Source organism: Pseudoxanthomonas sp. F37 (assembly GCF_022965755.1).
Lineage (GTDB): Bacteria > Pseudomonadota > Gammaproteobacteria > Xanthomonadales > Xanthomonadaceae > Pseudoxanthomonas_A.
Map to the genome: position 1 here is coordinate 1,732,366 of NZ_CP095187.1, position 25,810 is coordinate 1,758,175.

The 25,810-nt window shown below is 69.2% G+C and carries 21 protein-coding genes and 2 pseudogenes; 16 read left to right on the plus strand and 7 right to left on the minus strand.

What is annotated here, in order from left to right; translation table 11 throughout:
• Window positions 1–38 precede the first annotated feature (38 nt).
• From epmA to MUU77_RS08035, 7 genes and pseudogenes are all read left to right on the plus strand, one after another.
• The gene (epmA, locus tag MUU77_RS08005; RefSeq protein ID WP_245094310.1) at window positions 39–977 is read left to right on the plus strand and encodes an EF-P lysine aminoacylase EpmA; all 939 of its coding nucleotides are present in this window, start codon (window positions 39–41) and stop codon (window positions 975–977) included.
• 109 nt (window positions 978–1,086) lie between these two features.
• Window positions 1,087–1,827: a DUF3011 domain-containing protein gene (locus MUU77_RS08010; RefSeq protein ID WP_245093597.1), complete on the plus strand. Its 741-nt coding sequence runs from the start codon at window positions 1,087–1,089 to the stop codon at window positions 1,825–1,827.
• A 49-nt stretch (window positions 1,828–1,876) separates the two neighbouring features.
• Window positions 1,877–2,935: an S-methyl-5-thioribose-1-phosphate isomerase gene (mtnA, locus tag MUU77_RS08015; RefSeq protein WP_245093599.1), complete on the plus strand. Its 1,059-nt coding sequence runs from the start codon at window positions 1,877–1,879 to the stop codon at window positions 2,933–2,935.
• 31 nt (window positions 2,936–2,966) lie between these two features.
• On the plus strand, window positions 2,967–4,121 hold the full coding sequence (locus MUU77_RS08020; RefSeq protein ID WP_245093601.1) for a GGDEF domain-containing protein: 1,155 nt from the start codon (window positions 2,967–2,969) through the stop codon (window positions 4,119–4,121).
• Window positions 4,122–4,250: 129 nt separating this feature from the next.
• Window positions 4,251–6,008, plus strand: a pseudogene (locus tag MUU77_RS08025) (ATP-binding protein); the annotation flags it as partial.
• Window positions 6,009–6,027: 19 nt separating this feature from the next.
• A complete protein-coding gene (locus MUU77_RS08030; RefSeq protein WP_187572820.1) occupies window positions 6,028–6,468 on the plus strand; it encodes a response regulator in 441 nt (146 codons plus the stop codon).
• Between the two features lie 3 nt (window positions 6,469–6,471).
• Entirely contained in the window at window positions 6,472–7,980 is a 1,509-nt protein-coding gene (locus tag MUU77_RS08035; RefSeq protein WP_245093603.1) for an ATP-binding protein, read from the plus strand.
• 33 nt (window positions 7,981–8,013) lie between these two features.
• Here MUU77_RS08035 and MUU77_RS08040 read toward each other — a convergent pair whose 3' ends face one another.
• The 3 genes from MUU77_RS08040 to MUU77_RS08050 all read right to left on the minus strand — a co-directional run bounded on the left by MUU77_RS08040 (window position 8,014) and on the right by MUU77_RS08050 (window position 9,512).
• On the minus strand, window positions 8,014–8,331 hold the full coding sequence (locus MUU77_RS08040; RefSeq protein ID WP_245093605.1) for a hypothetical protein: 318 nt from the start codon (window positions 8,329–8,331) through the stop codon (window positions 8,014–8,016).
• Window positions 8,332–8,412: 81 nt separating this feature from the next.
• The gene (locus MUU77_RS08045) at window positions 8,413–8,886 is read right to left on the minus strand and encodes a hypothetical protein (protein ID WP_245093607.1); all 474 of its coding nucleotides are present in this window, start codon (window positions 8,884–8,886) and stop codon (window positions 8,413–8,415) included.
• A gap of 275 nt (window positions 8,887–9,161) precedes the next feature.
• Window positions 9,162–9,512 (minus strand): hypothetical protein, encoded by a 351-nt coding sequence (locus tag MUU77_RS08050; RefSeq protein ID WP_245093609.1) that lies wholly within the window; start codon window positions 9,510–9,512, stop codon window positions 9,162–9,164.
• 174 nt (window positions 9,513–9,686) lie between these two features.
• Between MUU77_RS08050 and MUU77_RS08055 the strand changes: the two genes are divergently transcribed.
• From MUU77_RS08055 to MUU77_RS08070, 4 genes and pseudogenes are all read left to right on the plus strand, one after another.
• Complete coding sequence (locus MUU77_RS08055; protein ID WP_245093611.1) at window positions 9,687–12,107, plus strand: DEAD/DEAH box helicase; 2,421 nt, start codon at window positions 9,687–9,689, stop codon at window positions 12,105–12,107.
• Between the two features lie 104 nt (window positions 12,108–12,211).
• Window positions 12,212–12,970, plus strand: a pseudogene (locus tag MUU77_RS08060) (ribonuclease H-like domain-containing protein); the annotation flags it as partial.
• A 212-nt stretch (window positions 12,971–13,182) separates the two neighbouring features.
• Window positions 13,183–14,304: an HDOD domain-containing protein gene (locus tag MUU77_RS08065; protein WP_245093613.1), complete on the plus strand. Its 1,122-nt coding sequence runs from the start codon at window positions 13,183–13,185 to the stop codon at window positions 14,302–14,304.
• 208 nt (window positions 14,305–14,512) lie between these two features.
• Entirely contained in the window at window positions 14,513–15,244 is a 732-nt protein-coding gene (locus tag MUU77_RS08070; protein ID WP_245093615.1) for a hypothetical protein, read from the plus strand.
• On the opposite strand, the gene MUU77_RS08075 is transcribed toward MUU77_RS08070, so the two are convergent.
• Window positions 15,189–15,617, minus strand: a complete 429-nt coding sequence (locus tag MUU77_RS08075) for a type II toxin-antitoxin system death-on-curing family toxin (RefSeq protein WP_245093617.1) — start codon at window positions 15,615–15,617, stop codon at window positions 15,189–15,191. The genes MUU77_RS08070 and MUU77_RS08075 overlap by 56 nt on opposite strands.
• Before the next feature lie 10 nt (window positions 15,618–15,627).
• Window positions 15,628–15,849 (minus strand): AbrB/MazE/SpoVT family DNA-binding domain-containing protein, encoded by a 222-nt coding sequence (locus MUU77_RS08080; RefSeq protein WP_245093619.1) that lies wholly within the window; start codon window positions 15,847–15,849, stop codon window positions 15,628–15,630.
• A 112-nt stretch (window positions 15,850–15,961) separates the two neighbouring features.
• Here MUU77_RS08080 and lexA point away from each other — a divergent pair, with 112 nt between their 5' ends.
• From lexA to MUU77_RS08105, 5 genes are read left to right on the plus strand one after another with little or no spacing between them, the layout of a single operon-like run.
• Window positions 15,962–16,567: a transcriptional repressor LexA gene (gene lexA / locus MUU77_RS08085; protein ID WP_245093621.1), complete on the plus strand. Its 606-nt coding sequence runs from the start codon at window positions 15,962–15,964 to the stop codon at window positions 16,565–16,567.
• Between the two features lies 1 nt (window position 16,568).
• Window positions 16,569–17,195 (plus strand): translesion DNA synthesis-associated protein ImuA, encoded by a 627-nt coding sequence (gene imuA / locus MUU77_RS08090; RefSeq protein ID WP_245093623.1) that lies wholly within the window; start codon window positions 16,569–16,571, stop codon window positions 17,193–17,195.
• A 9-nt stretch (window positions 17,196–17,204) separates the two neighbouring features.
• Window positions 17,205–18,623, plus strand: a complete 1,419-nt coding sequence (locus MUU77_RS08095) for a DNA polymerase Y family protein (protein ID WP_245093625.1) — start codon at window positions 17,205–17,207, stop codon at window positions 18,621–18,623.
• Window positions 18,620–21,865 carry an error-prone DNA polymerase gene (locus tag MUU77_RS08100; RefSeq protein WP_245093627.1) on the plus strand — a complete coding sequence of 1,082 codons (3,246 nt, stop codon included), beginning with the start codon at window positions 18,620–18,622 and terminating at the stop codon, window positions 21,863–21,865. The genes MUU77_RS08095 and MUU77_RS08100 overlap by 4 nt, the downstream gene beginning before the upstream one ends.
• Before the next feature lie 8 nt (window positions 21,866–21,873).
• Complete coding sequence (locus MUU77_RS08105) at window positions 21,874–22,512, plus strand: alpha-ketoglutarate-dependent dioxygenase AlkB (protein WP_245093629.1); 639 nt, start codon at window positions 21,874–21,876, stop codon at window positions 22,510–22,512.
• A gap of 205 nt (window positions 22,513–22,717) precedes the next feature.
• On the opposite strand, the gene flgL is transcribed toward MUU77_RS08105, so the two are convergent.
• Complete coding sequence (flgL, locus tag MUU77_RS08110; protein WP_245093631.1) at window positions 22,718–23,920, minus strand: flagellar hook-associated protein FlgL; 1,203 nt, start codon at window positions 23,918–23,920, stop codon at window positions 22,718–22,720.
• A complete protein-coding gene (gene flgK, locus MUU77_RS08115) occupies window positions 23,917–25,797 on the minus strand; it encodes a flagellar hook-associated protein FlgK (RefSeq protein WP_245093633.1) in 1,881 nt (626 codons plus the stop codon). The genes flgL and flgK overlap by 4 nt, the downstream gene beginning before the upstream one ends.
• Window positions 25,798–25,810: the final 13 nt, after the last annotated feature.

The window sequence follows — 25,810 nt, forward strand, 5'->3', positions numbered from 1 at the left end:
CCGGCCTCGACTGGGCACCGTCCGGCTCGCGCGACGCATTGCGCCTGCGGGCCTGGGTCAACCGGCTGGTGCGCGAGTTCTTCTTCGCGCGCGATGTACTGGAAGTCGAGACGCCGATGATGTCGCGCGCCGGCAATACCGACGCGAACATCGCCTCGTTCGCGCTGGAATTCTCCGGCCGTACCGACGGCGCGTCGCGCACGCGCTGGTTGCGGACCTCGCCGGAGTTTCCGCTGAAGCGCCTGCTCGCCGCCGGCGTGGGCGATTGCTTCGAACTGGGGCGGGTATTCCGCGATGGCGAGGCGGGCGGGCGGCACAACCCGGAGTTCACCATGCTCGAGTGGTACCGCGTGGGCTGGACGCTGGAACCGCTGATGGACGAGACGGTGGCGCTGGTGCAGGCGGCGTTGTCGATGATCGGGCGGGAAGCGACCGTGTCGCGCGTGAGCTTCCGCGATCTGTACCGGCAGCAGCTGGGCGTCGATCCGATGACGGCCGACCTGGAGATGGTGCGCAACGCCGCGGCCGGCATCGCCATCGACGGCGACGGCCTGACCCGCGACGACTGGCTGGACCTGCTGATGACGCACCGGCTGCAGCCTGCGTTCGGCCGCGACGAGATCCGCGTGGTGCACGACTACCCGGCCAGCCAGTGCGCGCTGGCCAAGGTGGTGGAGCGCGACGGCTTGCGGGTGGCCGAACGCTTCGAGCTTTACCTGGGCTCGCTGGAGCTGGCCAACGGCTACCACGAGCTCACCGATGCGGCGGAGCAGCGCCTGCGCTTCGAACGCGACGTGGCGACACGCAGCGCGCGGGGCGAGGATGCACCCGCCATCGACGAAGGCCTGCTCGCCGCGCTGGCGCACGGCATGCCGGACTGTGCGGGCGTGGCGCTGGGCGTGGACCGGCTGCTGATGGCGATGCTCGATACGCCGCGCATCGCCGACGTGCTGGCCTTCGATTTCGCGCGCGCCTGAAAGCCAGCCAAACACGCCGTGCGTGCGCGTTCGGCTGCAAACGATTACGTGGGCGCGCGTTCATCATCGCGGGGTAGATTGCGTTCCAACACCCACGAGGACGCACGCCATGGAACGCTCCCTGATCGCAACGCTGGTGCTGGGCACGGTCGCGCTGTTCGGCACCCTCGCGGCCAAGGCCGCGCCGCAGTACGACGATCGCTATTACGGAGGAGGGCAGGTGGTGCGCTGCGATTCCAACGATAACCGCTACCGCGAGTGCCGCATGGATACGCGCGGCGGCGTGCAGATCGTGCGGCAGGTCTCCAAGACGCGCTGCGAGGAAGGCCGCACCTGGGGCCGCACGCGGGATGGGGTGTGGGTCGACCGCGGCTGCCGCGCGGAGTTCGCCAGCGGGCGCGGTGGCGGTTGGGGCCATGCCCAGCGCATCCGCTGCGAATCCATCGACGGGCGTTCGCGCAGCTGTCCGGTCAACGGGCGCGGCGAGGCACGCCTGGTCCGCCAGTTTTCCAAGGCGCCGTGCAGCGAAGGCTACAGCTGGGGCCGCGATCGCAACGCGATCTGGGTATCGCGCGGTTGCCGGGCCGAGTTCGAGGTGTACGGCCGCGGCCACGGCGGGAACGGTGGCGGTTGGTACGACGGCGGCTACGACAATGGCTTATACGGCCGGATCTTCCGCTGCGAATCGGAAAAGGGGCGCACGCGCACGTGCGGCGTGGACGGTCGTGGCCGCGTGCAACTGGTCCGCCAGCTGTCCAACGCCGCCTGCATCGAGGGCCGCACCTGGGGCCAGGACGCCCGCGGTGTCTGGGTCACCGACGGCTGCCGGGGCGAGTTCCGCAGTTGGTGATCTCCGGGGCGTGAGGAGGGGCGGGGACGGGGCCGGTACAATGGGCCCCATGAACGACACCATCGACTACGCCCGCTACGACCGCATCCGTCCCATCCGTTGGACGGGTAACGCGCTGGAGCTGCTGGACCAGCGCAAGCTCCCGTTCGTGGTGGAATACCTCAGCTGCACCACCAGCGACAAGGTGGCTGCGGCCATCCACGACCTGGCCGTGCGCGGCGCGCCGGCCATCGGCATCGCCGCCGCCTGGGGCGTGGTGCTGGCCTCGCGCGAGGTGATGGCCGCCACGCCGGCCGAGGCGGCGGACAGGCTTGAACCCGCCCTGCAGCGTCTCAACGCCGCGCGTCCCACCGCCGTGAACCTGGCCTGGGCGTTGGCGCGCATGCGTGCGGCCCTGAAGACTGCGGGCAGCGACTGGCGTGGCGTGCTGGAGCTGGAGGCACTGGCGATCGCCGAGGAAGACCTGGCCGCCAACCGCCGCATGGGCGAGCTGGGTGCGGCGCTGATTCCGGTCGGCAGCGGCGTGCTGACCCACTGCAACACCGGTTCGCTGGCCACGGCCGGCTTCGGCACCGCGCTGGGCGTGATCCGGGCCGGCGTGGCGCAGGGCCGCATCGGCAAGGTGTATGCGGGCGAGACCCGTCCGTGGCAGCAGGGGGCGCGCCTGACCGCCTGGGAACTGCTGCAGGACGGGATCCCCGCCACGCTGATCGCCGACTCGGCCGCTTCGCACCTGATGAAGACCGGCGCCGTGCAGTGGGTGATCGTGGGGGCCGACCGCATCTGTGCCAACGGCGACACCGCCAACAAGATCGGCACCTACCAGCTGGCCATCGCCGCGCGCCACCACGGAGCGAAGTTCATGGTGGTGGCGCCCTCGTCCACGGTGGACATGGCCACGCCGAACGGCGATGCCATCCACATCGAGGAGCGCGATGCCGGCGAGCTGCTCGGCATCGCCGGCACCCGCACGGTGGCCGAAGGCGTGCCGGCGTGGAATCCGGTGTTCGACGTCACCCCGGCATCGCTGATCGATGCCATCGTCACCGAGAAGGGCGTGATCGAGCAGCCCGACGAAGCGCGCATGCGCGCCACCTTCGGCGGCTAGGTCCATGCGGGGGGAGCCGTGCGGGAAGCCGGTGAGCGGTGCGCCGCGTCGTGCCGGTGCGCCGCCGCTGGTCCCGCCCATGCCGGTGGGCGTGCTGCACAGCCTGCGCGGATTCTTCGCGCGCGAGTCCATCCAGGGACTGGATGGCGCCGAGCGGGAGGACCTGACCCAGGCGCAGCTGCGCGCCACCCGGCCGATCGTCAGTGGCGTGCTGCTGTGCGGCGCGGTGTTGCTGGCGATCATCACGGTGTTCGAGATGGCCGGCGCCACGCCCTCGATCGGCTACCCCGGCTGGCTGCAGATGCTGGTGGCCAGCCTGGTGGCCGGTTGCGCGGCCGCGGTGGCGCGTCTGCCGCAGTGGCAGCACCGGCTGGTCCTGACGCTGGTGGCGACGTTGCTGCTGGGCATCTTCATGAGCATGCCGCTGCCCGGCGCGACCGGCCAGTTGGCGCTGCGCACCGGCCTGTTCCAGTTGTTGCCGCTGGCGCTGATGGCGCTGATGGTGCGCCCGGTATCGCTGCTGGCATTCGCGCTGCTGATCGTGGCGATGGCCCAGCTACGCATCGTCCTGTACGGGGCGCCGGGTACCGGCAGCGCGCTGTACTGGCTGTACACGCTGACCACCATCGGCTTCGGCCTGGTGCTGGCCGGCTACCGCAGCGACTTCGCGGCGTCGGCCTGGCGCATGCGTCGACGCCTGGTCCAGCAGGCCAGCACCGATCCGGTCACCGGCCTGCTCAACCGCAACGGCTGGAGCGAGCGTGCCGAAGCCGCGCATGCGCGCGCCGCCGCCGGCGTGCCGCTGGCGCTGGTGGTGCTGGACATCGATTTCTTCAAGCGCATCAACGACCGGCTGGGACACGACGGGGGCGACGCGGTGCTGCAGCGCCTGGGCGCCATCCTGCAGGCGCGCGCGGGAGCCCGCGGGTGCGCCGCACGCATCGGTGGCGAGGAATTCGCCGTGTTGCTGGAAGGGCACGACGCGCGTTCGGCGCGGACATTCGCCGAACGCGTGCGCAGCGAGTTCGGTGGCGAGCATGAGGGCGCGGTCACCACGCTGTCTGCCGGCGTCGCCGAGCATCGGCCGGGAGAGACGCTGCGCGAGCTGATGCGACGGGCCGATCTGGCGTTGTATTCAGCCAAGCACGAGGGGCGGGATCGCGTGTGCGTGGCGCCTGTTTCCTGAACGGATTTGTCTTCATTCCCAATGTGACATTCCTGCGATAGCATCCCCGGACTTTCCGCGCGCGGCGACTGTCGGAGTCGCAGCGCGTCCATCGGATGCCAGGGGAACATGAACGAAGACAGCACCCGCATGACGTGGGGAAAAGGACGCCTGCTGTTGCTCGGGTTGGCTATCCTGTTGATCGTGGTAGGGCCGGTGATCCTGCTGCAGTGGTTGTCGCGCTCCATCCAGGAAGCCACCGACGTCGTCATCCACACGCACGAGGTGGAGGCCGCGGTACTGGGAGTGGCGCTGGACGTGCGCGAGATGGAGTCCTCGGCCATGCTGATCGCACTCGGTGCGGATCATCCCTCAGCGCGCGAACGGCTGCGCACGGGTCGCGCCTCGCTGCCGGAACGTTTCCAGACCCTGGCCCGGTTGACCGCGGACAATCCCGAGCAGCTGGTGCGGGTGGGGCGCCTGCGCGAACTGGTGGATGCCCGCATCGACGTGGTCGACCAACTGCTCGAGGCTCCCGAAGCCTACCGGGGCAGCGTGGTCGCGCCGCTGGCCACCCGGTTCCCCATCCGCGGCCTGCTGAACGAGATCCTGGCCGACGAGCACGCGCTGCTGGCACGGCGCAGCGGCGATGTCAGCGAGCAGCGCCGCCGCATGGAGTGGGTGCGGATGATCGCGCTGGGCGCGCAGTTGCTGCTGCTGTCGCTGGTGCTGATGTCGCTGGGAAGGCAGGTGGCGCGCCGCCTGAATGCCGAGAAGCAGACCGCGCAGGCCAGCCAGCGCGCCCTGGTGGTGCTGGATACGGTCCGCGAGCCCATCGTGCTGCTGGACGGCGAACAGCGCATCCAGATGCACAACAGCGCCTTCGCCGAACTGTACGGCCTCGAGAAAGGGCGCAAGGTCTCCAGCCTGGACGACCTGGGCACCGCCTGGCAGGACAAGGTGATGCGCCAGCGCCTGGACGACGTGCTGGCGCGCGGCCGCGAGCTGTGGGACTACGAACTGCAGCAGGAAACCGCCGACGGGCTGCGCCGCACGGTGCTGCTGAATGCGCGCCGCATGCCGCTGCCCGAGGGCGACGACCACGCCGTGCTGGTGACCGTCAGCGACATTTCATTGCAGAAGACCGCGCAGCAGGAAATCGCCGCGCTGAACCGCCAGCTGGAAGGCAAGGTGGAACAGGTGTCGGAAGTGAACCGCGAACTGGAGGCGTTCAGCTACTCGGTGTCGCACGATCTGCGTGCCCCCCTGCGGCACGTGGCCGGTTTCTCGGACAAGCTGGGTCGCCACCTGGGCGAGGGCATGGACGAGAAGACCCGCCATTACCTGGAGGTGATCGGCGGTTCGGCACGACGCATGTCGCAGCTGATCGACGACCTGCTGGTGTACTCGCGGCTGGGCCGTGGCGCACTGCGGATGCAGGCGGTGGACATGCAGTCGCTGGTGGCCGAGGCGCGCGCCATGCTGGATACGGGCGAACAGGGCGAGGGCCGCGCCGACCGGGTGGAGTGGCGCATCGCGCCGCTGCCCATCGTGCTGGCCGACGAGAACATGATGCGCCAGGTATGGAGCAACCTGCTGGGCAATGCCGTGAAGTACAGCAGCCAGCGCGAGCGGGCGGTCATCGACGTCGAGCACCGGCGGCAGCAGGACGGCAGCCATCTGTTCAGCGTGCGCGACAACGGCGCCGGCTTCGACATGGCTTACGCCGGCAAGCTGTTCGGGGTGTTCCAGCGCCTGCACAAGGCCAGTGACTTCCCCGGCACCGGCATCGGCCTGGCCAGCGTGCGCCGCGTGCTGGGCCGGCATGGCGGCCGGATCTGGGCCGAATCGGCGCCCGACCAGGGCGCGACCTTCTTCTTCACCCTTCCCGCGGCGCTCGACGCTCCGCCTTCCCGGAGAGAGACGCATGAGCGCCATCCGCACCATCCTGCTGGCCGAAGACAGCCTGGCCGACGCCGAAATGGCGATCGACGCGCTGCGCGAAGCCAACCTGGCCAATCCCATCGTCCACGTGGAGGATGGCGTGGAGGCGCTGGACTACCTGTTGCGCCGTGGCGCCCACGCGCAGCGCGAGGAGGGCCTGCCGTCGGTGCTGCTGCTGGACATCAAGATGCCGCGCATGGACGGGCTTGAGGTGCTGAAGCACATCCGGGGCGACGAGAAACTGAAGCACCTGCCGGTGGTGATCCTGTCCTCCTCACGCGAGGAGAGCGACCTGGCGCGCAGCTGGGACCTGGGCGTGAACGCGTACGTGGTCAAGCCGGTGGACATCGACCAGTTCTTCCAGGCGGTGAAGACGCTGGGCACGTTCTGGGCCGTCATCAACGAAACACCGATCAGGGACTGAGCCGTGCCGCATTCCGGTGCCCCGCTGGGCCGCGTCCGCATCCTGCTGGTGGAAGATTCCGAGCTCGATGCGGAGCTGTTGATCGAACAACTGCTGGAGGCCGGCCTGGAGGCGGAGTTCCTGCGCGTGGACGGTGAGGACGACATGCGCGCGGCACTGGCCGGCGATCCGTTCGACCTGGTGCTGTCGGACATGGAGCTGCCGGGTTTCTCCGGCTACCAGGCGCTGGAAATCGTGCGCGCGCGAGACCCGCGCCTGCCGTTCGTGTTCTTCTCGGGCACCATCGGCGAGGAGGCGGCGGTCAGGGCGCTGCAGCAGGGCGCCAGCGACTATGTGCTCAAGCACACGCCGGCGCGCTTGCCGTCGGCGGTGGCGCGCGCCATCCGCGAGGCGCGTACCGAGCGCGAGCGCGAACATGCCGAAAAGGAACTGATGCGCTCGCAGCGGCTGGACTGCCTGGCCATGCTGGCCGCCGGCCTGAGCCATGACCTGCGCAACATCCTGCAGCCGTTGTTGATCGTGCCGGACCTGCTGTCCACGTACAGCGACGATCCCAAGATCCTGCGCCTGGGCGCGGTGATCTCGGAAAGCGGCAAGCGCGGCCACGAAATGGCCGATTCCATGCTGTCGTTCGTGCGCGGTTCGCGCAAGGCCAGCGAAACGATCAGCGTGGCCGCGCTGTTCAGCGCCGTGCAGCTGCTGCTGCAGGGCAGCCTGTCGCGGCAGGTCCGACTGGTGGTGGAGCCGCCGCCGGAGGACCTGTTGATCGAGGGCAACTACACCGAGTTCCAGCAGTGCCTGATCAACCTGTGCCTCAACGGCATCCAGGCCATGGCCGAGCGCGGCGGGCAGCTGACGCTGTCGGCCACGTTCACGGTGGGCGCCGACGGCCAGGAATACGTGGTGCTGCGCGTGTCCGACGAGGGCACCGGCATGGACGAGGCCACGCGCGGGCAGTTGTTCACGCCGTTCTTCACCACCAAGGCCAGCGGGACCGGGCTGGGCCTGATGTCCTGCAAGCGCATCGTCGAGTCGGTGCGCGGTCGCATCGAAGTGCGCAGCACGCTGGGCAGCGGCACCGTGTTCGAACTGCATCTGCCGGCCCCGGCGGCCGACGAATGGGCCGCGGCCGAGGATGCCGCGTTCCTCGATGGCGGGGGACGCCGGATCCTGCTGGTCGATGGCGATGCGACGCGCCTGTCGTTGCTGGGCAATGCCCTGGCCGCGCAGGGCTACGACCCGGTGATGGCGCCCGATGGCGCCAACGCGCTGCAGCAGATCGCGCGCAACGGCCTGCCGGCGCTGTCGATCATCGACGACGACATCCTGTTGCTGTCGGCGGCGGACGTGCTGGCGGTGTTGAAGGAAGCGGGCTTCGAAGGCCCCGTGGTCCGGCTGCGCGAGCCGGGCAGGCAGGCCGACGGTCACGATTGCGCGGCCAGCGTGGCCAAGCCGGTGCAGGTGCCGGCGCTGTTCGGGGCCATCGAGCACGCCCTGGGATTGCGCGCCTGAGGCCTGGCAGCCGGCAGGCGCGCCCCGGACCGCTCAGGCGTGGCCCACGCTCGGCTTCAGCCTCTGCCAGACCGCGCGCATGATGGGTTGCGCGCGGTACCAGCCGATCGGCGTATCGGGGCAGTAGCGCTGCAGCCGGTCGCGCAGGGAAGGCGCGATCTCGTCGAAGTCGTGCCGGTGGTGCAGCAGATAGGCGTCGTAGCCGATCTTCAGGCACTTCTCCAGGTCGCTGACCGTGGCGCCGACCACCTGGAACGTATCTTCATTCAGACGCGTCTTCCAGTATGCGAGTTCGGCATCGATGTCGACGATCTGCGCAGTGGCGTGGCTGTTGCGGTACTGGCTGGCCATGGTGAATCCCCGTGTCGATGTGTTGGTGACGGGGAAAGTTTTTGTTCCGCGCGGTGATGCTTAAGTGAAATAAAGGGCGATCTAACGCGGATTTAACCACGCAGCCCCTTTTTCGTTCACCTTTGACATGACGACGTGAACCTCGCTCCGTCGTTGCATGGCGTGGTCGAGCAGTGCGCGCTCTTCCAGCGCCGGGGACGGCGCGAACAGGGGCGGGTCTTCTTCCAGGGGTGCGTTGAGCCGTGCCCACACGCGTTCGATGATCGCCATGGCCCAGGGCCAGTCCAGGCGGGTGCCGCGCACGATGGCGGCCTCGTAACGCGCGGGCAGCGTGGGCAGGAGTTCGTGCAGCGAGCGTCTGCGCGAGAGCAGGTAGGTGTCGTATGCGAACTTGAGCGTGGGCACGTAGCAGCGGAAAGGCGTGCCGGGCCGGTGGAAGGGCTGGCACGCGAAGGTGTCCTCCCAGAAGCGCAGTTCGGACTGGATGTCGATCACGGAGCACGGCACGGTGGTGTCCGTCCAGGCGTGAGCGAACGGATCGGGCAGGCGGGGCATGGGTTTCCCTCCATGGCGCAAGAACTCGCCCAGGGTGGACCCGTCGGATGAAACGCGGCTTGCATCTGCATGACAGCCGCCTGCGCCTGCCCATCGCGGCAGCGGATGCTGTCGCAAGGCCCCCTGTGGCAACGCGTCACCCCATCCTCCCCAAGGAGGCGCGTGGTCAACGCCCTTGCCGGTTCTTGTCGTTATTTTCGCCCCTGCGCCATGGAACACGACCTTGCATGCGACGAACGGCCAACCGTTCGTCGTCTCGTCATGGCCCGCCTTCTTCAATGCGCACGCGAGGCGACCGGATCGTGTTCGTCCAGCCAGCGCCAAGCTTCCCGCAACAGCGTGCGTGCGACCGGCCAGTCAGGACCCGCATCGCCGCGCAGGCGGTCCCACTGGTCCTCCAGGCGCAGTTCGGTGTCCAGGTCGAGCGCGCCGGCATGCTCGGCATGGGCCGCGGCGGCGAACGCATACGCGCGGCAGGCATCTTCCCAGTCCACATCCGGATGCAGGCGCCTGCGCCGCCCGTAGTCGTACGCGGTGAATGCGGCGAATTCGTCATCCTGCAGAACGGGGGAGCGGGGCACCTGTCGCAGCGTGTCCAGATGTGCGTGGTAGAGGTGGGGGTTCATGCGGGTTCTCCGGTCATGCCGGCAGTGGTATCGCGCCAGCTGTTACCCAGAGGTGAGAAATGCCTTCAACGGCCGATCACAAAGCTGATGCGGCGCGTATCGAGCGGCCGCTGGTCAGTCTCAGCGGCTGAGACGGGCAAGGCGTCAGATGGACGGCATCCCCGAGAGCCCGACATGCCCGCACAGACCGCGCTTATCCGACGCCAGGCCGACGAGGCCGCACTCCTGCCCGCCAGGCAAGCCGATGGGCGCGCGCTGGCCGAGCGGCTGGCGGGCAAGTACCGCGACCGCGTCACCGGGCAGTTCGTCCTGCCCGCGCGTGAAGGACGCTACGAGGCGCTGCCGGCTGATCTGCCCGACGCGCTGGCCACGGCCCTGCGCAGCCGCGGCATCGAACGGCTGTATTCGCACCAGGCCGAGGCGTGGCGGCATGCCCAGGGCGGCGATCACCTGGCCGTGGTCACCCCCACGGCCTCCGGCAAGTCGCTGTGCTACACGTTGCCGGTGGTCGCCTCGGCGCTGTCGCGCAAGGGCAAGGCGCTGTACCTGTTCCCCACCAAGGCGCTGGCGCAGGACCAGGTGGCCGAGCTGCTGGATCTGAGCAAGGCCGGCGGGCTGGGCTTGAAGGCCTTCACCTTCGACGGCGACACCCCGGGCGATGCCCGCCAGGCCATCCGCCTGCACGGCGACATCGTGGTCAGCAACCCGGACATGCTGCACCAGGCCATCCTGCCGCACCACACCAAGTGGGCGCAGTTCTTCGAGAACCTGCGCTACGTGGTGATCGACGAAGTGCATACGTATCGCGGCGTGTTCGGCAGCCACGTGGCCAACGTGCTGCGGCGGTTGAAGCGGGTATGCGCGTTCTACGGCGCCACGCCGCAGTTCATCGTCTGCTCGGCCACCATCGGCAATCCGCAGGCGCACGCGGAAGCGCTGCTGGAACTGCCGGTGCATGCGATCACCGAATCCGGGGCGCCGGTGGGCGAGAAGCATGTGCTGTTGTGGAATCCCCCGGTGGTCAATCCCGACCTGGGCCTGCGCGCGTCGGCCCGTTCGCAGAGCAACCGCATCGCAAGACTGGCGATCAAGGCCGGGCTGAAGACGCTGGTGTTCGCCCAGTCGCGCACGATGGTGGAGGTGCTGACCAAGTACCTGAAGGACGTGTTCGACCACGATCCGCGCAAGCCGGCGCGCATCCGCGCCTACCGCGGCGGTTACCTGCCCACCGAGCGGCGCGAGGCCGAGCGTGCGATGCGCGACGGGCGCGTGGACGGCATCGTGTCCACCTCGGCGCTGGAACTGGGCGTGGATATCGGCAGCCTGGATGCGGTGGTGCTGAACGGTTATCCGGGCTCCATCGCGGCGACATGGCAGCGCTTCGGGCGCGCCGGGCGACGGCAGCAGGCGTCGCTGGGCATCCTGGTGGCCAGTTCGCAGCCGCTGGACCAGTACGTGGTGCGGCACCCGGAGTTCTTCGCCGACAGTCCGCCCGAACACGCGCGCATCGCGCCGGACCAGCCGATGGTCCTGCTGGATCACATCCGCTGTGCCGCATTCGAGCTGCCGTTCCTCGCCGGCGAACCCTTCGGCCCGGTCGATCCCTCGCCGTTCCTGCAACTGCTGGACGAGGACAGCGTGGTGCACCGCGAAGGCGACCGTTACGAGTGGATCGCCGACAGCTATCCGGCCAATGCGGTCAGCCTGCGATCGGTGGCCGATGGCAACTTCGTCGTGGTGGACCGCACCGATGGCCGCCAGGTGATCATCGCCGAGGTCGATTACAGCGGCGTGCCGTTGACGCTGTACGAGGGGGCCATCCACATGATCCAGTCCACGCCCTACCAGGTGGAACGGCTGGACTGGGAGGGGCGCAAGGCCTATGTCACCCGCACCCACGTCGACTACTACACCGATGCCATCGACTACACCAAGCTCAAAGTGCTGGAGCGCTTCGATGGCTGCATTGCCGGGCAGGGTACCTGCCACCACGGCGAGGTACACGTGGTGCGGCGGGTGGCCGGCTACAAGAAGATCCGCTACTACACCCACGAGAACATCGGCTACGGGCCGGTGAACCTTCCCGACCAGGAGATGCATACCACCAGCGTGTGGTGGCAGCTGCCGCCGGCGCTGCTGGAATCGGCCTTCGAATCGAGGCAGGACGCGCTGGACGGGTTCCTCGGCGCAGCGTACGCGCTGCACATCGCCGCCACCGTCGCCGTGATGGCCGAAGGACGCGACCTGCAGAAGGCGGTGGGCGATGGCGACGGGGCCTGGTTCGCCCTGCCGGATGCGCAGGGACGCGGCCAACTGCGCGGCACCGACAGCCAGGTGCTGTCGCCGGTGTCGGGGGACCGTTTCGTGCCCACCGCGTACCTGTACGACAACTACCCGGGCGGCATCGGCCTGAGCGAGCCATTGTGGCGACGGCAGCGCGAACTGGTGCAGCGCGCCGCGCAACTGGTGGCGGCCTGCGACTGCCGGGCAGGGTGCCCGGCCTGTGTCGGTCCGGTGCTGGCCAACGACGAGGAAGCCGAGACCACGCCGCGCACGCTGGCGGCGCGCGTGCTGCAGCTGCTGGACGCCGCATGAGCGTCAGCCTGGAGAAACTGCAGAGGCTGCGGCGCCAGGCCGGGCATGGCAGCGGCGTATCGCCGTCCGCGCTGTTGCCGCCGGCGCATGACCCGTTGCCCGCACTGCGTCGCATGCTGGGCATCCGCGAGCGCTCGCGTCCCTCCGTTTCCGCGCGCGCCTGCGATCGCGCGCTGCCGGGCGACCAGATCGCCCCGGGGTTGCTGCAGCTGGAACAGGTCCTGCCCTTCAGTGGGGTCTCGCCGCATGTCGATGGCGCGTTCGCGCGGACCGGCGCGTTGCCGACCCAGGGCATGCTGTTCTTCGATACCGAGACCACCGGGCTGTCCGGCGGCACCGGCACGCGCGCCTTCATGGTGGGGGCGTCGGATTTCGTGCCCGGCGGCCTGCGCGTGCGCCAGTTGCTGATCACGCACCTGGCGGCGGAGCCGGCGATGCTGCGCACGTTCGCCGGCTGGCTGGCGGAGGACACCCGGCTGGTCAGCTACAACGGGCGCTGCTACGACGCGCCGCTGCTGGCCACCCGCTACCGGCTGGCGCGCCAGGGGACGCCGCTGGCCGGCATCGAGCACCTGGACCTGCTGTTCCCCACGCGACGGCGTTATCGCGGCGTGTGGGAGAACTGCCGGTTGGCCACCATCGAGCGCCATGCGCTGGGCATCGTGCGCGAGGACGACCTGCCGGGCTCGGAGGCGCCCGGCGCCTGGCTGCAATACCTGCGTGGCGGCGATGCCGGCCTGCTGCGACGGGTGCTGCAGCACAACTTCCAGGACGTGGTGACGCTGGCGCATCTGCTGCTGCATCTCGCGCAGCCGGAGAATGGGGAAGCGGATACGCCGCCGTCCGCCCGCGTTCCGCCTTGACCGTCGTTCGTCCCAGGTGGGTGCTGGCCGGGCGGGCAGCCGGCGCTGCGTGTCGGGAATCCACCGACAGCGGAATGTGAAGGACTGCGCATTCCCCGCATCGCGGCTCAAGAATGCCCCGTTGCGGCCGACACCCTTGCTAGATTTCATCCGGTCCGTGTCCCTGCCAGCAGGGCGCGCGTTGAAGGTTGCACGAAACAAGGGGAAGTGCTTTGCGCATTCTGTACGTTGGCGATACCGCCTGCCTGCCTGACGATCTGTCCGATTACATCGGCGACATGGGAGACGAGTGGACCGTGGAAACGGTGGCCGACGGCAAGTCGGCGATGTTCGCGGTGGCCAACGGCCCGGTCGATGTGGTGATGGTGGGGCCCACGCTGGCCGACCTGCCGCCGGCCACGCTGCTGGGGCAGATCCGCACGCTGCGTCCCGAGACCATCCGCATCGCGCTGCTGGAAGGCAGTACCGACAGCCTGGCGGCGCCGATCAAGCTGATCGGCGTGGCGCACCGCTTCCTGCCGCTGCCGCTGTCGTCGGAAACCGTGTTGGAGGCGATCCACAGCCTGGAGGAGCTGCGCGACCTGCTGGACAGTCCGCGCCTGCGCCGGGCCATCGGCCGCGTGGAGCACCTGCCATCGCCCCCGCACCTGTACTTCGCGCTGACCCGCGCGCTGGAGGAGGACGAGGGCACCGCCAACGACATCGCCAAGTTGGTGGCGGGCGATCCCGCCATCGCCGCCAAGGTGCTGCAGCTGTGCAACTCGGCCTACTTCTCCAACGGGCGCGCGATCACCGACCTGCGCGCGGCCGTCACGCGGCTGGGCCTGGGCACGCTGCGCGACCTGGTGCTGGCCAGCGAAGTCTTCTCGATGAAGACCGCCTCCAGCGTGGACCGCACCGCCCTGCAGCACCGTGCGCTGCTGGCCTCGCGCCTGGCCGCGAAGATCCTGCCGCGCACCAGTTCCGAACTCGGTGCCACGGCGGCGCTGCTGGCCGACATCGGCCTGCTGCTGCCGGGCGTGCGCGACGAGCGCGACACGCCGGTGGCCGAAGACGACGACCGCCCCGGCCATACCGAGGCCGGCGCCTACCTGCTGGGCCTGTGGGGCCTGCCGATGCCCATCGTCGAGGCGGTGGCGTTCCACCGCCAGCCGCAGCGTTCCAGCCTGCGCAGTTTCTGGGTGCCCGGCGCCGTGCATGTGGCCGGTGCGCTGGCCAGCAACGAACCGGTGGACGAGGGCTACCTGAAATCCCTGGGCGTGCTGGACCAGCTGCCCAGCTGGCGCCAGATGGCCGAGACCATGGTCGAGCGCGCCGAGGAACAGGCCGCCTGAGGCTTCGTCCGCGGCAGGAAAAGCAACCTTGCCGTCATTCCAGCGCAAGCTGGAATCCATTGCCCGTCAGTGATGTCCATCCTTCCGTACGTCAGGAAGGCAACGGCAAGGTGGGTCCCAGCTTTCGCCGGGACGACGGACGGACGTGTCCGAACCTGTGCCATCACCGCCTTGCCGTCATTCCAGCGAAAGCTGGAATCCATTGCCCGTGAGTGATGTCTATCCTTCCGTACGCCAGGAAGGCAACGGCAAGGTGGGTCCCAGCTTTCGCTGGGACGACGGTATTGAGGCGTGTCCGAAACCCGTGCTGCCACTGTTCTGCCGTCATTCCAGCGAAAGCTGGAATCCATTGCCCGTGAGTGATGTCTATCCTTCCGTACGCCAGGAAGGCAACGGCAAGGTGGGTCCCAGCTTTCGCTGGGACGACGGTATTGAGGCGTGTCCGAAACCCGTGCTGCCACTGTTCTGCCGTCATTCCAGCGCAAGCTGGAATCCATTGCCCGTGAGTGATGCGCATCTTTCCGTACGTCAGGAAGGCAACGGCAAGGTGGGTCCCAGCTTTCGCTGGGACGACGGTATTGAGGCGTGTCCGAAATCCGTGCGGCCACTGTTCTGCCGTCATTCCAGCGCAAGCTGGAATCCATCACCCGTCAGTGATGCATATCCTTCCGTACGTCAGGGAAGCAACGGCAAGGTGGGTCCCAGCTTTCGCTGGGACGACGGTATTGAGGCGTATCCGAAATCCGTGCGGCCACTGTTCTGCCGTCATTCCAGCGAAAGCTGGAATCCATTGTCCATGAGTGACGTCCATCCTTCCGTACGCCAGGAAGGCAACGGCAAGGTGGGTCCCGGCTTTCGCCGGGACGACGGTGGGCGCGTCGCCGTCAGGGACGGTAGGCGGGAGAGGACTCCTGCACCTTGCCGGGAGCCTTTGCGATGATCCGTGGGCGTAGCCACGCGGCGAAATCCGCTTCGCCGAGGCTGCCTTCCGACAGGCCGAGATACTGCGGATAGAGTTCGTGGTCCTCGGCCGACAGCGTGGCGCCGTTGAGCACGATGAAGACTTCGCAGGCCACGGCCGCCATGCGCTTGTTGCCGTCCACGAAGGGATGGTTGCGCGCCAGGCCGAAGGCCGTGGCGGCCGCCAGATCGGCCAGGTCCGGTACGGGTTGCCCATAGGCGTGCAGCTGCCTGGGGCGCGCGAGCGCCGATTCCAGCAATCCCTCGTCGCGAATGCCGGTGGCGCCGCCGTGCTCGGCCAACTGGCGGTCATGGATGGCCAGGGCCAGGGCCCGGCTGATCCAGACGATCATGGGCGCCGCATCACTGCGCCAGCTTGTTGAGCAGGGTACGGCGACGGCGCATGACCTGCTCGGCCACGTCCATCTGCTCGGCCAGGGTGGGGTCGTACACCGTCAGGCGGATGCCGTCGGGCGTCTCCAGCGCGTGCAGCTCGTCGCCCTTCTCCAGGCGCAGACGGGACAGCAGCTCCTTGGGCAGGATGACGCCGGCGGAGTTGCCGACCGTGGTGATCTTGAGCTTCATGGCCGCCTCCTTGGGTGTTATAACGTAGGTTATATTGAGGCGTGTGGGGCCTGGAAGCAAGCTGCACGTCTTTCTCGCCATGTGAGATCTCAAGGTGTACAAATGTACACCTATGAACTCCCTCGACCTGCCTCCCCAACGTGCCGCCGTCCTGGCCTTCCTGCGCCGGGAACTGGCGGCCGGGCGCGCGCCCAGCCTGGCGGACATCGCCGTGGCCTTCGGTTTCGCGTCCCGCAATGCCGCGCAGAAGCATGTGCAGGCCCTGGTGGCCGATGGGCTGCTGGAGCAGGCCCCAGGCCAGAAGCGCGGCCTGCGCCTGCCCGGCGGCACAGCCGACCTGCTGCCGTTGCCGGTGCTGGGGCGGGTGGCGGCCGGCCAGCCGATCGGGGCCGACATCGGTCTGGATGAGCAGTTGTGGCTGGACCGCCGGCTGTTCTCGCCGCAACCCGATTACCTGCTGAAGGTGCAGGGCGATTCGATGATCGACGACGGCATCGTCGACGGCGACCTGGTCGGCGTGCATCGCACGCCCGAGGCACGCAACGGCCAGACCGTGGTGGCCCGCATCGATGGCGAACTGACCATCAAGCGGCTGCAGCGCGAACGCCGTCGCATCCGCCTGCTGCCGCGCAACCCCGCCCATGCGCCCATCGACGTGCAGCCGGGGCAGGACTTCGCCATCGAAGGCGTGTACTGCGGCCTGGTGCGCCGCGGCTGACATGGGCGCTGTCGTCGCCCTCGATACGCTGCTGGCCGCGCGCACGCTGTGGCATGCCGGACGCAGCACGGCCATCGCCGCCGATGGCGAGCCTACCGGCCACGCCGCCCTCGATGCGCTGCTGCCGCAGGGCGGCTGGCCCCGGCGCGCGTTGACCGAATTGCTGCTGCCTGCCGACGGCGTGGGCGAACTGGCGCTGCTGCTGCCGACGCTGGCGCGCATGACCCAGGCCGGCAGCACCGTGGCGGTGATCGCGCCGCCGTACATTCCCTATGCGCCCGCGTGGCAGGCCGCCGGCGTGGATCTGGCGCTGCTGGAAATCGTGGAAGCCGCGCCGCGCGACGCGCTGTGGGCGTTCGAGCAGTGCCTGCGCAGCGGCGCCTGTGCTGCCGTGCTGGGCTGGCCGGTGCAGGCGGATGGACCTGCGCTGCGTCGCCTGCAGGTCGCTGCCGACAGTGGCGAATGCCTCGGCTTCGCGCTGCGCGAGCGCCGCCATGCGGCCAATCCCTCGGCGGCCGCATTGCGGCTGGAAGCGGTGCGCGATCCCCAGGGTGCCACGGCCTGGCAGGTGCGGAAGTGCCGCGGCGGCCCGGCGCCGGCGCAGCCCTTCGCGCTGGTCGCGCATTGAGGTCCGCACATGCTCTGGGCCTGTGTACTGCTGCCGCAGCTGGCGCTGGACGCCGTCCTCCGGCGCTTGCCTGATCCTGACGCGCCGCTGGCGCTGGTCGGCGGCGCCGTGCAGCTGCGCACCCTGCATGCGGTGAATGCCGCCGCCGCGCAGGCGGGCCTGCGGGCCGGCATGCGCCTGACCGCCGCGCACGCGCTGCTGCCGGAGTTCGCCCTGGTGGAACACGACCCCTCGGCCGAAGCGCGCTGGCAGCGCTTCCTCGCCGCCTGGGCCTACCGCCACAGCTCGCTGGTCAGCGCGCAGTGGCCGGGATGCCTGGTGCTGGAGGTGCGCGCCAGCTTCCGCCTGCTGGGACCGTGGCCGCGCATCGAGGCGCGCCTGCGCGAGGAACTGGGCATGCTGGGGTTCCAGCATCGGCTTGCGCTGGCGCCCACGCCGCGCGCGGCGCATGTGTTCGCAGGCCTGCGCGACGGCCTGGCGGTGATGCAGCCGGCGGCGATGGCGGAGATGCTGGACCGCGTGCCGGTGCGCCGCGCCCGCCTGCCGGACGATGCCGGCGAACGCCTGCACCGCATGGGTATCCGCGACCTGCGCACGCTGCGCGGCTTGCCCCGCGACAGCCTGCGCCGCCGCTTCGGCCTGCCGGTGCTGGAACACCTGGACCGCCTGTACGGACAGGCCGACGATCCGCTGGCGTACTACGCGCCGCCGGACCACTTCGATGCACGCATCGAACTCGGCTACGAAGTCGAGAGCCACATGGCGCTGCTGTTCCCGCTGCGCCGGCTGATCGGTGACCTGTGCACCTACCTGTCCATCCGCGACGGTGGCGTGCAGCGCTTCGTGCTGCGCCTGGAACACGAGCAAGGCCATACCGATGTCGAGGTGGGCCTGCTGGCCGCCGAGCGCGAGCCGGCCATGCTGTTCGAACTGACCCGCAACCGCCTGGAGCGTGTGCAGATCGCGCAGCCGGTGGTGGGTGTGCGCCTGCTGGCGCGCGAACTGCCGCCGTTCGTACCCGCTGCGCGCGACCTGTTCGACACCCGCCCGCAGCAGCAGCTGCCGTGGCCGCAGCTGCGCGAACGCCTGCGCGCGCGCCTGGGCGACGAGGCCGTGCATCGCGTGGCGCCGGCCGGTGATCCGCGTCCGGAGCGCGCATGGCGATGCGTACAGGGCGATGGCGGGCGCATCGAACAGGCACCCCTGCGCCCGCCGCGTCCCACCTGGTTGTTGTCGCAGCCGGTGCCGCTGCGCGATCCGCACCCGCGTATCGTCTCCGGCCCCGAACGGCTGGAAAGCGGCTGGTGGGACGGTCAGGACGCGCGCCGCGACTACTACGTGCTGGAGACCTCGCAGGGCCAGCGCGCCTGGGCCTTCGCGCCGCCGGGCGAGCAGGGCGGCTGGATGCTGCACGGGTGGTTCGCATGAGCCGCGACGAGGAGCGCGGCGACTACCCGGGCGCGCACGTGCCGCGCGCCTGGGAGACCGCGCACCGGCTGCGGGCGCATGCGGCGGCCAATGACGATGCGCCCGCCGACGATGGCTTGCCGGCCTATGCCGAACTGCACTGCCTGTCGGATTTCTCTTTCCTGCGTGGCGCCTCCAGTGCGGAGGACCTGTTCGTCCGCGCCAAGCATTGTGGCTACCAGGCGCTGGCGATCACCGACGAATGCTCGCTGGCCGGCATCGTGCGCGGGCTGGAAGCCTCGCGGGCCACCGGGCTGAGGCTGATCGTCGGCAGCGAGTTCACCTTGAAGTGCGGGTTGAAGTGCGTGCTGCTGGTGGAAACCCTCGCAGGATACGTGCGCCTGTGCGAAGTGATCACCACCGCGCGCCGCGCGAGCCCCAAGGGCACCTATGCGTTGACGCGGCAGGACGTGGAGCGGGTGCTGGGCGATGGCGATCCGGAAACCGGCGGGCTGTTCGCGCTGTGGCTGCCGGCGCGCATGCCGGATGAAGCGCAGGGGCTTTGGCTGCAACAGGTGTTCGGCGCGCGTGCGCACCTGGCGGTGGAACTGCATCGCGAGCATGACGATGCCGCACGCCTGCAGCAGCTGCTCGATCTGTCCGCGCGGCTGGCGATGCCGGCCGTGGCGGCCGGCGACGTGCACATGGACGTGCGCCGGCAACGGATGCTGCAGGACACGATGACGGCGATCCGCCATGCGTTGCCGCTGGCCGAGTGCGGGGGGCACCTGTTCCGCAACGGCGAACGCCATCTGCGCACACGCCGGGCGTTGGGCAACATCCACCCGCATGCATTGCTCGAAGGGGCGGCCGCGTTGGCGCGGCGCTGCACCTTCTCGATGGAAGAGGTGAAGTACCGCTATCCGGCCGAACTGGTGCCCCACGGCCACACGCCGGCCAGCTGGCTGCGCGAGCTGACCGAGCGGGGCATGCGCGAACGCTGGAAGGGCGATGTGCCGCCGGCCATCGTCGCCCAGATCGACGACGAACTGGCCCTCATCGCCAGACTGGAATACGAAGCGTTCTTCCTCACCGTGGAGGACATCGTCCGTTTCGCGAAATCGCAGGGCATCCTCTGCCAGGGGCGTGGTTCTTCGGCCAATTCCGCCGTGTGCTACGCCCTGGGCATTACCGTGGTGAACCCCGGGGAGAGCCGGCTGCTGATGGCGCGCTTCCTGTCCGAGGAGCGTGGCGAACCACCGGACATCGATGTCGACTTCGAGCACGCACGGCGCGAGGAGGTGCTGCAGTACGTCTATGGCAAGTATGGCCGCCGTCGTGCGGCGCTGGCCGCCACCGTCATCCGCTATCGCGGCAAGAGCGCGGTGCGCGACGTGGCCAAGGCCTTCGGCCTGCCGCCGGACCAGATCGCGCTGCTGGCCGAATGCTTCGGCTGGGGCAATGGCGAGACGCCGATGGAACAGCGCCTGCGGGAAGCCGGCTTCGACCCTGACAATCCGCTGATCCGACGCGTACTGGCGGTGACGGCGCAGCTGCGCGGCCATCCGCGCCATCTCTCCCAGCATGTCGGCGGCTTCGTCATCAACGACGGGCCGCTGTCCGAGGTCGTGCCGGTGGAGAACGCGGCGATGGCCGACCGCACCATCATCCAATGGGACAAGGACGACCTGGAGACGATGAAGTTGCTGAAGGTCGATTGCCTGGCCCTCGGCATGCTGACCTGCATCCAGAAGGCCGTGGAGCTGGTGGCGAAGCATCGCGGTTACAGGATCGACCTGGCGCACGAGCCGCCCGCAGGGGACGGACCCACCTACGCCATGATCCAGGCCGCCGACACCGTGGGCGTGTTCCAGATCGAGTCGCGCGCGCAGATGAGCATGCTGCCGCGGTTGAAACCCCGCAATTTCTACGACCTGGTGATCGAAGTGGCCATCGTGCGCCCCGGCCCCATCCAGGGCGGCATGGTGCATCCGTACCTGCGGCGCCGGCAGGGCAAGGAAGCGGTGACGTATCCCTCCAGGGGTATCGAAGCCATCCTCGGCAATACGCTGGGCATCCCGCTGTTCCAGGAGCAGGTGATGGAACTGGTGATCCATGCCGGCTACACACCGTCGGAGGCCGATGGCCTGCGCCGTTCGATGGCGGCGTGGGGCAGGGGCGGGGACATGGCGCCGCATCGCGACAAGATCCGTCGGCTGATGGAGAAGAAGAATTATTCCCCGGAGTTCATCGACCAGATCTTCGAACAGATCAAGGGTTTCGGCTCCTACGGCTTTCCGCAGAGCCATGCGGCGTCCTTCGCCAAGCTGGTCTACATCAGCTGCTGGTTGAAGCGGCACGAGCCGGCGGCGTTCGTGTGCGCGCTGCTCAATGCGCAGCCGATGGGGTTCTATTCGGCCAGCCAGATCGTGCAGGACGCACGCCGCGGGCATGGCGGGCGGCGCGGCATCGAGGTACGGCCGGTCGATGTGACGTGCAGCGACTGGGACAACACCCTGGAAGGCGGGCATGCGCGTGTGGGGGCGGACGATGGCGGGCAGGCCGCGCTGCGGCTGGGCATGCGCCAGGTCAATGGCCTGTCCGAGGCGACGGCGAGGGCGATCATGTCCGCACGCGCACAGCGCCCTTTCGCCGACGTGCGCGACCTGTGCCTGCGCGCCGACCTCGACGAGAAGGCACGCAGTGCGCTGGCCGAAGCAGGCGCACTGCAGTCGCTTGCCGGCCATCGCCACGCGGCGCGTTGGGCGGTGGCCGGCGTCGAGCGCCAGCGTCCGTTGTTGCCTGGAAGTCCCGACGAGGACGATATCGTGCTTCCCGCACCGAGCCGGGTCGAAGACGTGCTGTCGGATTACCGCGTCACCGGATTGACGCTGGGCGTGCATCCACTGGCGTTGCTGCGGGAGCGCCTGCGCCGGCAGCGGGTGGTCGATTCGCGCCAACTGCAGGACCTGCCGCACGGGCGTGGCGTGCATGTGGCCGGCATTGTCACCCAGCGCCAGCGGCCGGGGACGGCCAGCGGCGTCATCTTCGTCACCCTGGAAGACGAGCATGGCGTGGTCAACGTGGTGGTCTGGGCGCGCATCGCCGAACGCCGGCGCAAGGCGCTGCTGGGCGCACGCCTGTTGGGCGTGCGCGGACGCTGGGAGCACGTCGACGGCGTGCGCCACCTGATCGCCCACGACCTGCATGATTTCAGCCATCTGCTGGGCGAGCTGGACACCCGTTCGCGCGATTTCCACTGAGGACGACGATGCACGCGCTCTCCATGCTGGCCGAGGACCTGTTTGCGCCTGCGATGGTGCAACTGGTGGACGATGCCGAAGGCGGCATCCGCTACTGGCCGGATGCCATCGATCCTGCGACCGCACGGCGCTGGTTCGAGCTGCTGCGCGCGGGCGCCGCCTGGACGCATCTGCAGCGTCCGATGTACGACCGCATCGTCGACGTGCCTCGGCTGCTGGCGAACTACGCCGTGGACGCATTGCCGGACGACCTTCCGCTGGCGCAGTTGCTGGCCTGCGTGCAGGCGAGGGCGCCCGCGCCCTACTCGCGCATCGGCATGAACCTCTACCGCGACGGCAACGACAGCGTCGCCATGCATGGCGACAAGCTGCACACCGTGGCGTCCGGCCATCCGATCACGCTGGTGTCGCTGGGCGCGCCGCGGCGCATGCTGATCCGTGCGCGCACGGGCCGGCGCGAGACGCTGGCGGTGGATCTGCAGCCGGGCAGCGTGCTTTCGATGAGCCACGCCTCGCAGAGCACGCATGAACACGGCATTCCGAAGACCCGTCGTGCGCAGGGGTCGCGGATCAGCGTGGTGTTCCGGGTGAGGCCGCCGAGTTCCCCTCTCCCTGCGCAGCGGGGAGAGGGTGCCGCAGGCGGGTGAGGGGCGAGCGGGGAAGGGATGCTTCTGCCGAGATCGAAGGTCAGCGTTCGTCTGTCATCAGAGTGCGGACTTTCTGCGCGAAGAGCGCCCCTCATCCGCCTGCGGCACCTTCTCCCCGCAGGCGGGGAGAAGGGCACATACAAAAAATCGCCGCGACGTATCGCGGCGTGAAGGCAAGGACTGCTTGAAAGGGCGTGGCCCGCCGTCAGCCCATCAGCTTGAACAGCGACAGCGACTGCATCTGCATGAAGACCGTCTGCGCGGCCTGCAGGGCGGTGTTCTCCATCTGGTAGCGGCCGATGGCCTCGGCCCAGTCCAGGTCGCGCAGGGTGGACAGCGTGCCCTGCAGGGTGATGTTGTTGGCCTCGCGCAGCGCCGCCGCGTCATCGATGGCGGACAGTTGCGCGCCGCCGCTGGCGCGCGCGTCGATCATCTTGCTCTGCGCGGTGGCGATGTCGCGCATGGCGGCCTGCAGCTCGTTCTGCATGGCCGCGCGTTGCGCGTCGGTGGTGGGGTTGGTGTCCAGCGTCGTGATCAGCCCCTGCACCGTGGCGAAGATGTCGCGCGAGCCGGCCGGGCCCAGCGTGAAGCTGTCGCCGTTGGCCGGCTGGCCGTCGATCCTCATCTGCACGCCGGCGAAGGCGATGCTCTCGCCCTTGGCGTAGGTGCCGGTGGTGACGACGGCACCTCCGGCATCGGTCACCTGGTAGGTGTCGCCCGCGCCGAAGCTGAGCGTATAGGTGCCTGCGTCCCAGGCTGTGGAATCGGTCACGCCGAAGCCCATCAGCAGGCCGGTGCCGGTGTTGCCCGCGGCCGGCTGGCCGTCGATGCGGCCATCGCCGGTGCGCAGGCGCAGGAACACCTCGCTGCCCGGCAGGGTGTCGGCGACGAACATGTCCGGCGCCACTTCCACCTGCCGCTGGGTCTGGTCGCCGCTGTAGATCACGTTGCCACCGGCGATCGCGAACGGCGCGCTGCCGTCGCTGGTGCCGCCGAACAGGTAGCGTCCCGCGCCGTCGGTGCTGTTGGCCAGGTCCAGCAGGCCGGCGTAGATCGCCTTCAGTTCGGTGCTGATCGCTTTCCGGCTGTCTTCGCCCATGGCGGCGTTGTTGGCCTGGATGACCAGTTCGTTGACGCGCGCCATCGCATCGCCCACCTGGGTCAGCGCGTTCTCCTGCAGGCCCAGCCGGTTCTGCACAGCGCTGGCGTTCATGCCGAAGCGCTCGAGCTCGGCCACGGCACGGTCCAGGCCGACGGCCGTGCCGGCGGCGACCGGGTCGTCCTTGGCGGTGACCAGGCGCTGGCCGCTGGCGAGCTGCTGCTGGGTGTGCGCCAGCTTCGCCTGCTTGGTCAGCATCGTGCTGATCGACTGCTGGTACATCATGCCGGTGGAGATGCGGTAGTTCATCGGCGGGTCGCGGCCAGGAGGGATTGGAAGAGGGTGTCGGCGGTGGCGATGATCTGCGACGCCGCCTGGTAGGCCTGCTGCAGGCGCATCAGGTCGGCGGCTTCCTCGTCCAGGTTGACGCCGGACACCGCATCGCGCGCGGCCTGCGCCTGGTCGTGGATGACCTGCTGGGCCTGCGCGGAGTAGTCGGCCTGGCGCGCCGCCGAGCCGACCTGGGTGGTCAGGCCGCCGATGGCGCCGTTGAGCGTCAGGGTGCCGCCATTGAGCACGCGCGCGTCGTCCAGGTTGGACAGGAGCTTGGCGTTGCCGTTGTCGCTGGAATTGGCGCCTGTCGGACCCACGCTGAAGGTGTCGCCGGCGGCGGGCGCGCCGTCCAGCACCACGCTCCAGCCGTTGTAGGCGATGGTCTGGCCCGGCGTGTAGGCGAACGGACCGGTGCCGTTGATCGTGTACTGGGTGGCGTCGATGAACTCGATGTCGGCCGGCGCCAGCAGGCCGGCGTTGGCGGCATCGGTCACCCGCAGGCCGCTGAGCGTGCCGCTGCCGGTGTTGGCCAGGTCGGTGGTGGCCTTCACCGGCGTGGCCGCGGCGATGCGGCCGGGATCGGTGATCGCCACGGCCAGGTTGCCGGCCGCGCCCGCGGTGGGCTGCAGCAGGAAGCGGTCGTTGGCCGCGGGCGTGCCGGAAGCCAGCACCACCTCGATGCCGTTCACCACCAGCGGGTCGGCGGCGGTGCCCGTACCCGTCATGGGGATGCTGGCGCCGGTGTCCGGGTGGGTGGCCACCCAGGCGGCACCATCGAAGCGCAACAACACGTTCTGCGCGTTCAGGCCCGCCACGCTGCCGACCGATGTGGTCAGGTTCGCGGTGCCGGTATTGCCGGCATTGGAGGAGATGCGGGGGGCGGGCAGGCTGAAGAAATCCGTGCCCATCTGCCCGTACTGGTCCATGCCCGCGCGGTGGCCCTCGTTGAAGGTCTGCGCCAGCGAGGTGGCGATGCGTCCCAGTTCGGCCACGGCCGGATCCAGCACGGTGGTGCGGAACTCGACCAGCCCGCCGATCTGGCCGCCCAGTGCGCGCCTGTCCAGCGTCACGCGCTGGCCATTGGTTTCCAGCGCCACCTGCAGCCGCTCCGGGCGGTAGGGGTCGGGCACGGTCACCAGCGTGCTGGCGGTGGCGCCGACCACCAGCGGCTGGCCGCCGGCGCTGAACACGTTGACCAGGCCGCCGTCCTGCGTGACCGCATTGCCGCCGGTGAAGGCGACCAGCTCGCTGATCAGCTGGTCGCGCCGGTCCAGCAGGTCGCCCGACGGGCTGGTGCTGCCGCCGATCTGTCCGTTGAGCTGGGCGATCTCCTTGGCCAGCCGGTTCACCTCGCCGGTCGCCGCCGTCAGGCCGGCGTTCACCTCGGTATCCAGGCTGTCCAGGTGCTGATCGATCTGGCCCAAGCGCGTGACCAGGGCGTTGGCCTGTGCGAGCACGCTTTCGCGGTCGGCCGAGCCCGCCGCGTTGGACGACAGCGCGTTGACCGAGTCGAAGAAGCTGGACCAGGGCGCGCTGATGCCGGTGGCCTTCTCGGAGAACAGCTGGTCCAGGCGCGAGGACAGCGTGGACAGCTGCTGCAGCCGCGCCAGTTCGCCGCCGCTGTCGAGCAGGCGCGAGGTGGCCAGCGAGTCCGCCATGCGGCGGACATCGACGATCTGCACGCCGTTGCCCTGGTAGCCATAGCCGAAGTAGGTGGCATCGCGGGCTTCGAATTCCACGCGCTGGCGCGAATAGCCCGGCGTGTTGATGTTGGCCACGTTGTGGCCGACGGTGGAAAGCGCGCGCTGGAAGGCGATCAGGGCGCTGCTGCCGGTGGCGAGAAGGTTGGACATGCGTTATCCCCTG

Coding starts and splice junctions, on each gene's coding strand:
- MUU77_RS08010 (WP_245093597.1), top strand. CDS start 1,087: ATGGAACGCTCCCTGATCGCAACGCTGGTGCTGGGCACGGTCGCGCTG.
- mtnA (WP_245093599.1), top strand. CDS start 1,877: ATGAACGACACCATCGACTACGCCCGCTACGACCGCATCCGTCCCATC.
- MUU77_RS08030 (WP_187572820.1), top strand. CDS start 6,028: ATGAGCGCCATCCGCACCATCCTGCTGGCCGAAGACAGCCTGGCCGAC.
- MUU77_RS08040 (WP_245093605.1), bottom strand. CDS start 8,331: ATGGCCAGCCAGTACCGCAACAGCCACGCCACTGCGCAGATCGTCGAC.
- MUU77_RS08045 (WP_245093607.1), bottom strand. CDS start 8,886: ATGCCCCGCCTGCCCGATCCGTTCGCTCACGCCTGGACGGACACCACC.
- MUU77_RS08050 (WP_245093609.1), bottom strand. CDS start 9,512: ATGAACCCCCACCTCTACCACGCACATCTGGACACGCTGCGACAGGTG.
- MUU77_RS08055 (WP_245093611.1), top strand. CDS start 9,687: ATGCCCGCACAGACCGCGCTTATCCGACGCCAGGCCGACGAGGCCGCA.
- MUU77_RS08075 (WP_245093617.1), bottom strand. CDS start 15,617: ATGATCGTCTGGATCAGCCGGGCCCTGGCCCTGGCCATCCATGACCGC.
- MUU77_RS08080 (WP_245093619.1), bottom strand. CDS start 15,849: ATGAAGCTCAAGATCACCACGGTCGGCAACTCCGCCGGCGTCATCCTG.
- lexA (WP_245093621.1), top strand. CDS start 15,962: ATGAACTCCCTCGACCTGCCTCCCCAACGTGCCGCCGTCCTGGCCTTC.
- imuA (WP_245093623.1), top strand. CDS start 16,569: ATGGGCGCTGTCGTCGCCCTCGATACGCTGCTGGCCGCGCGCACGCTG.
- MUU77_RS08095 (WP_245093625.1), top strand. CDS start 17,205: ATGCTCTGGGCCTGTGTACTGCTGCCGCAGCTGGCGCTGGACGCCGTC.
- MUU77_RS08100 (WP_245093627.1), top strand. CDS start 18,620: ATGAGCCGCGACGAGGAGCGCGGCGACTACCCGGGCGCGCACGTGCCG.
- MUU77_RS08105 (WP_245093629.1), top strand. CDS start 21,874: ATGCACGCGCTCTCCATGCTGGCCGAGGACCTGTTTGCGCCTGCGATG.
- flgL (WP_245093631.1), bottom strand. CDS start 23,920: ATGAACTACCGCATCTCCACCGGCATGATGTACCAGCAGTCGATCAGC.
- flgK (WP_245093633.1), bottom strand. CDS start 25,797: ATGTCCAACCTTCTCGCCACCGGCAGCAGCGCCCTGATCGCCTTCCAG.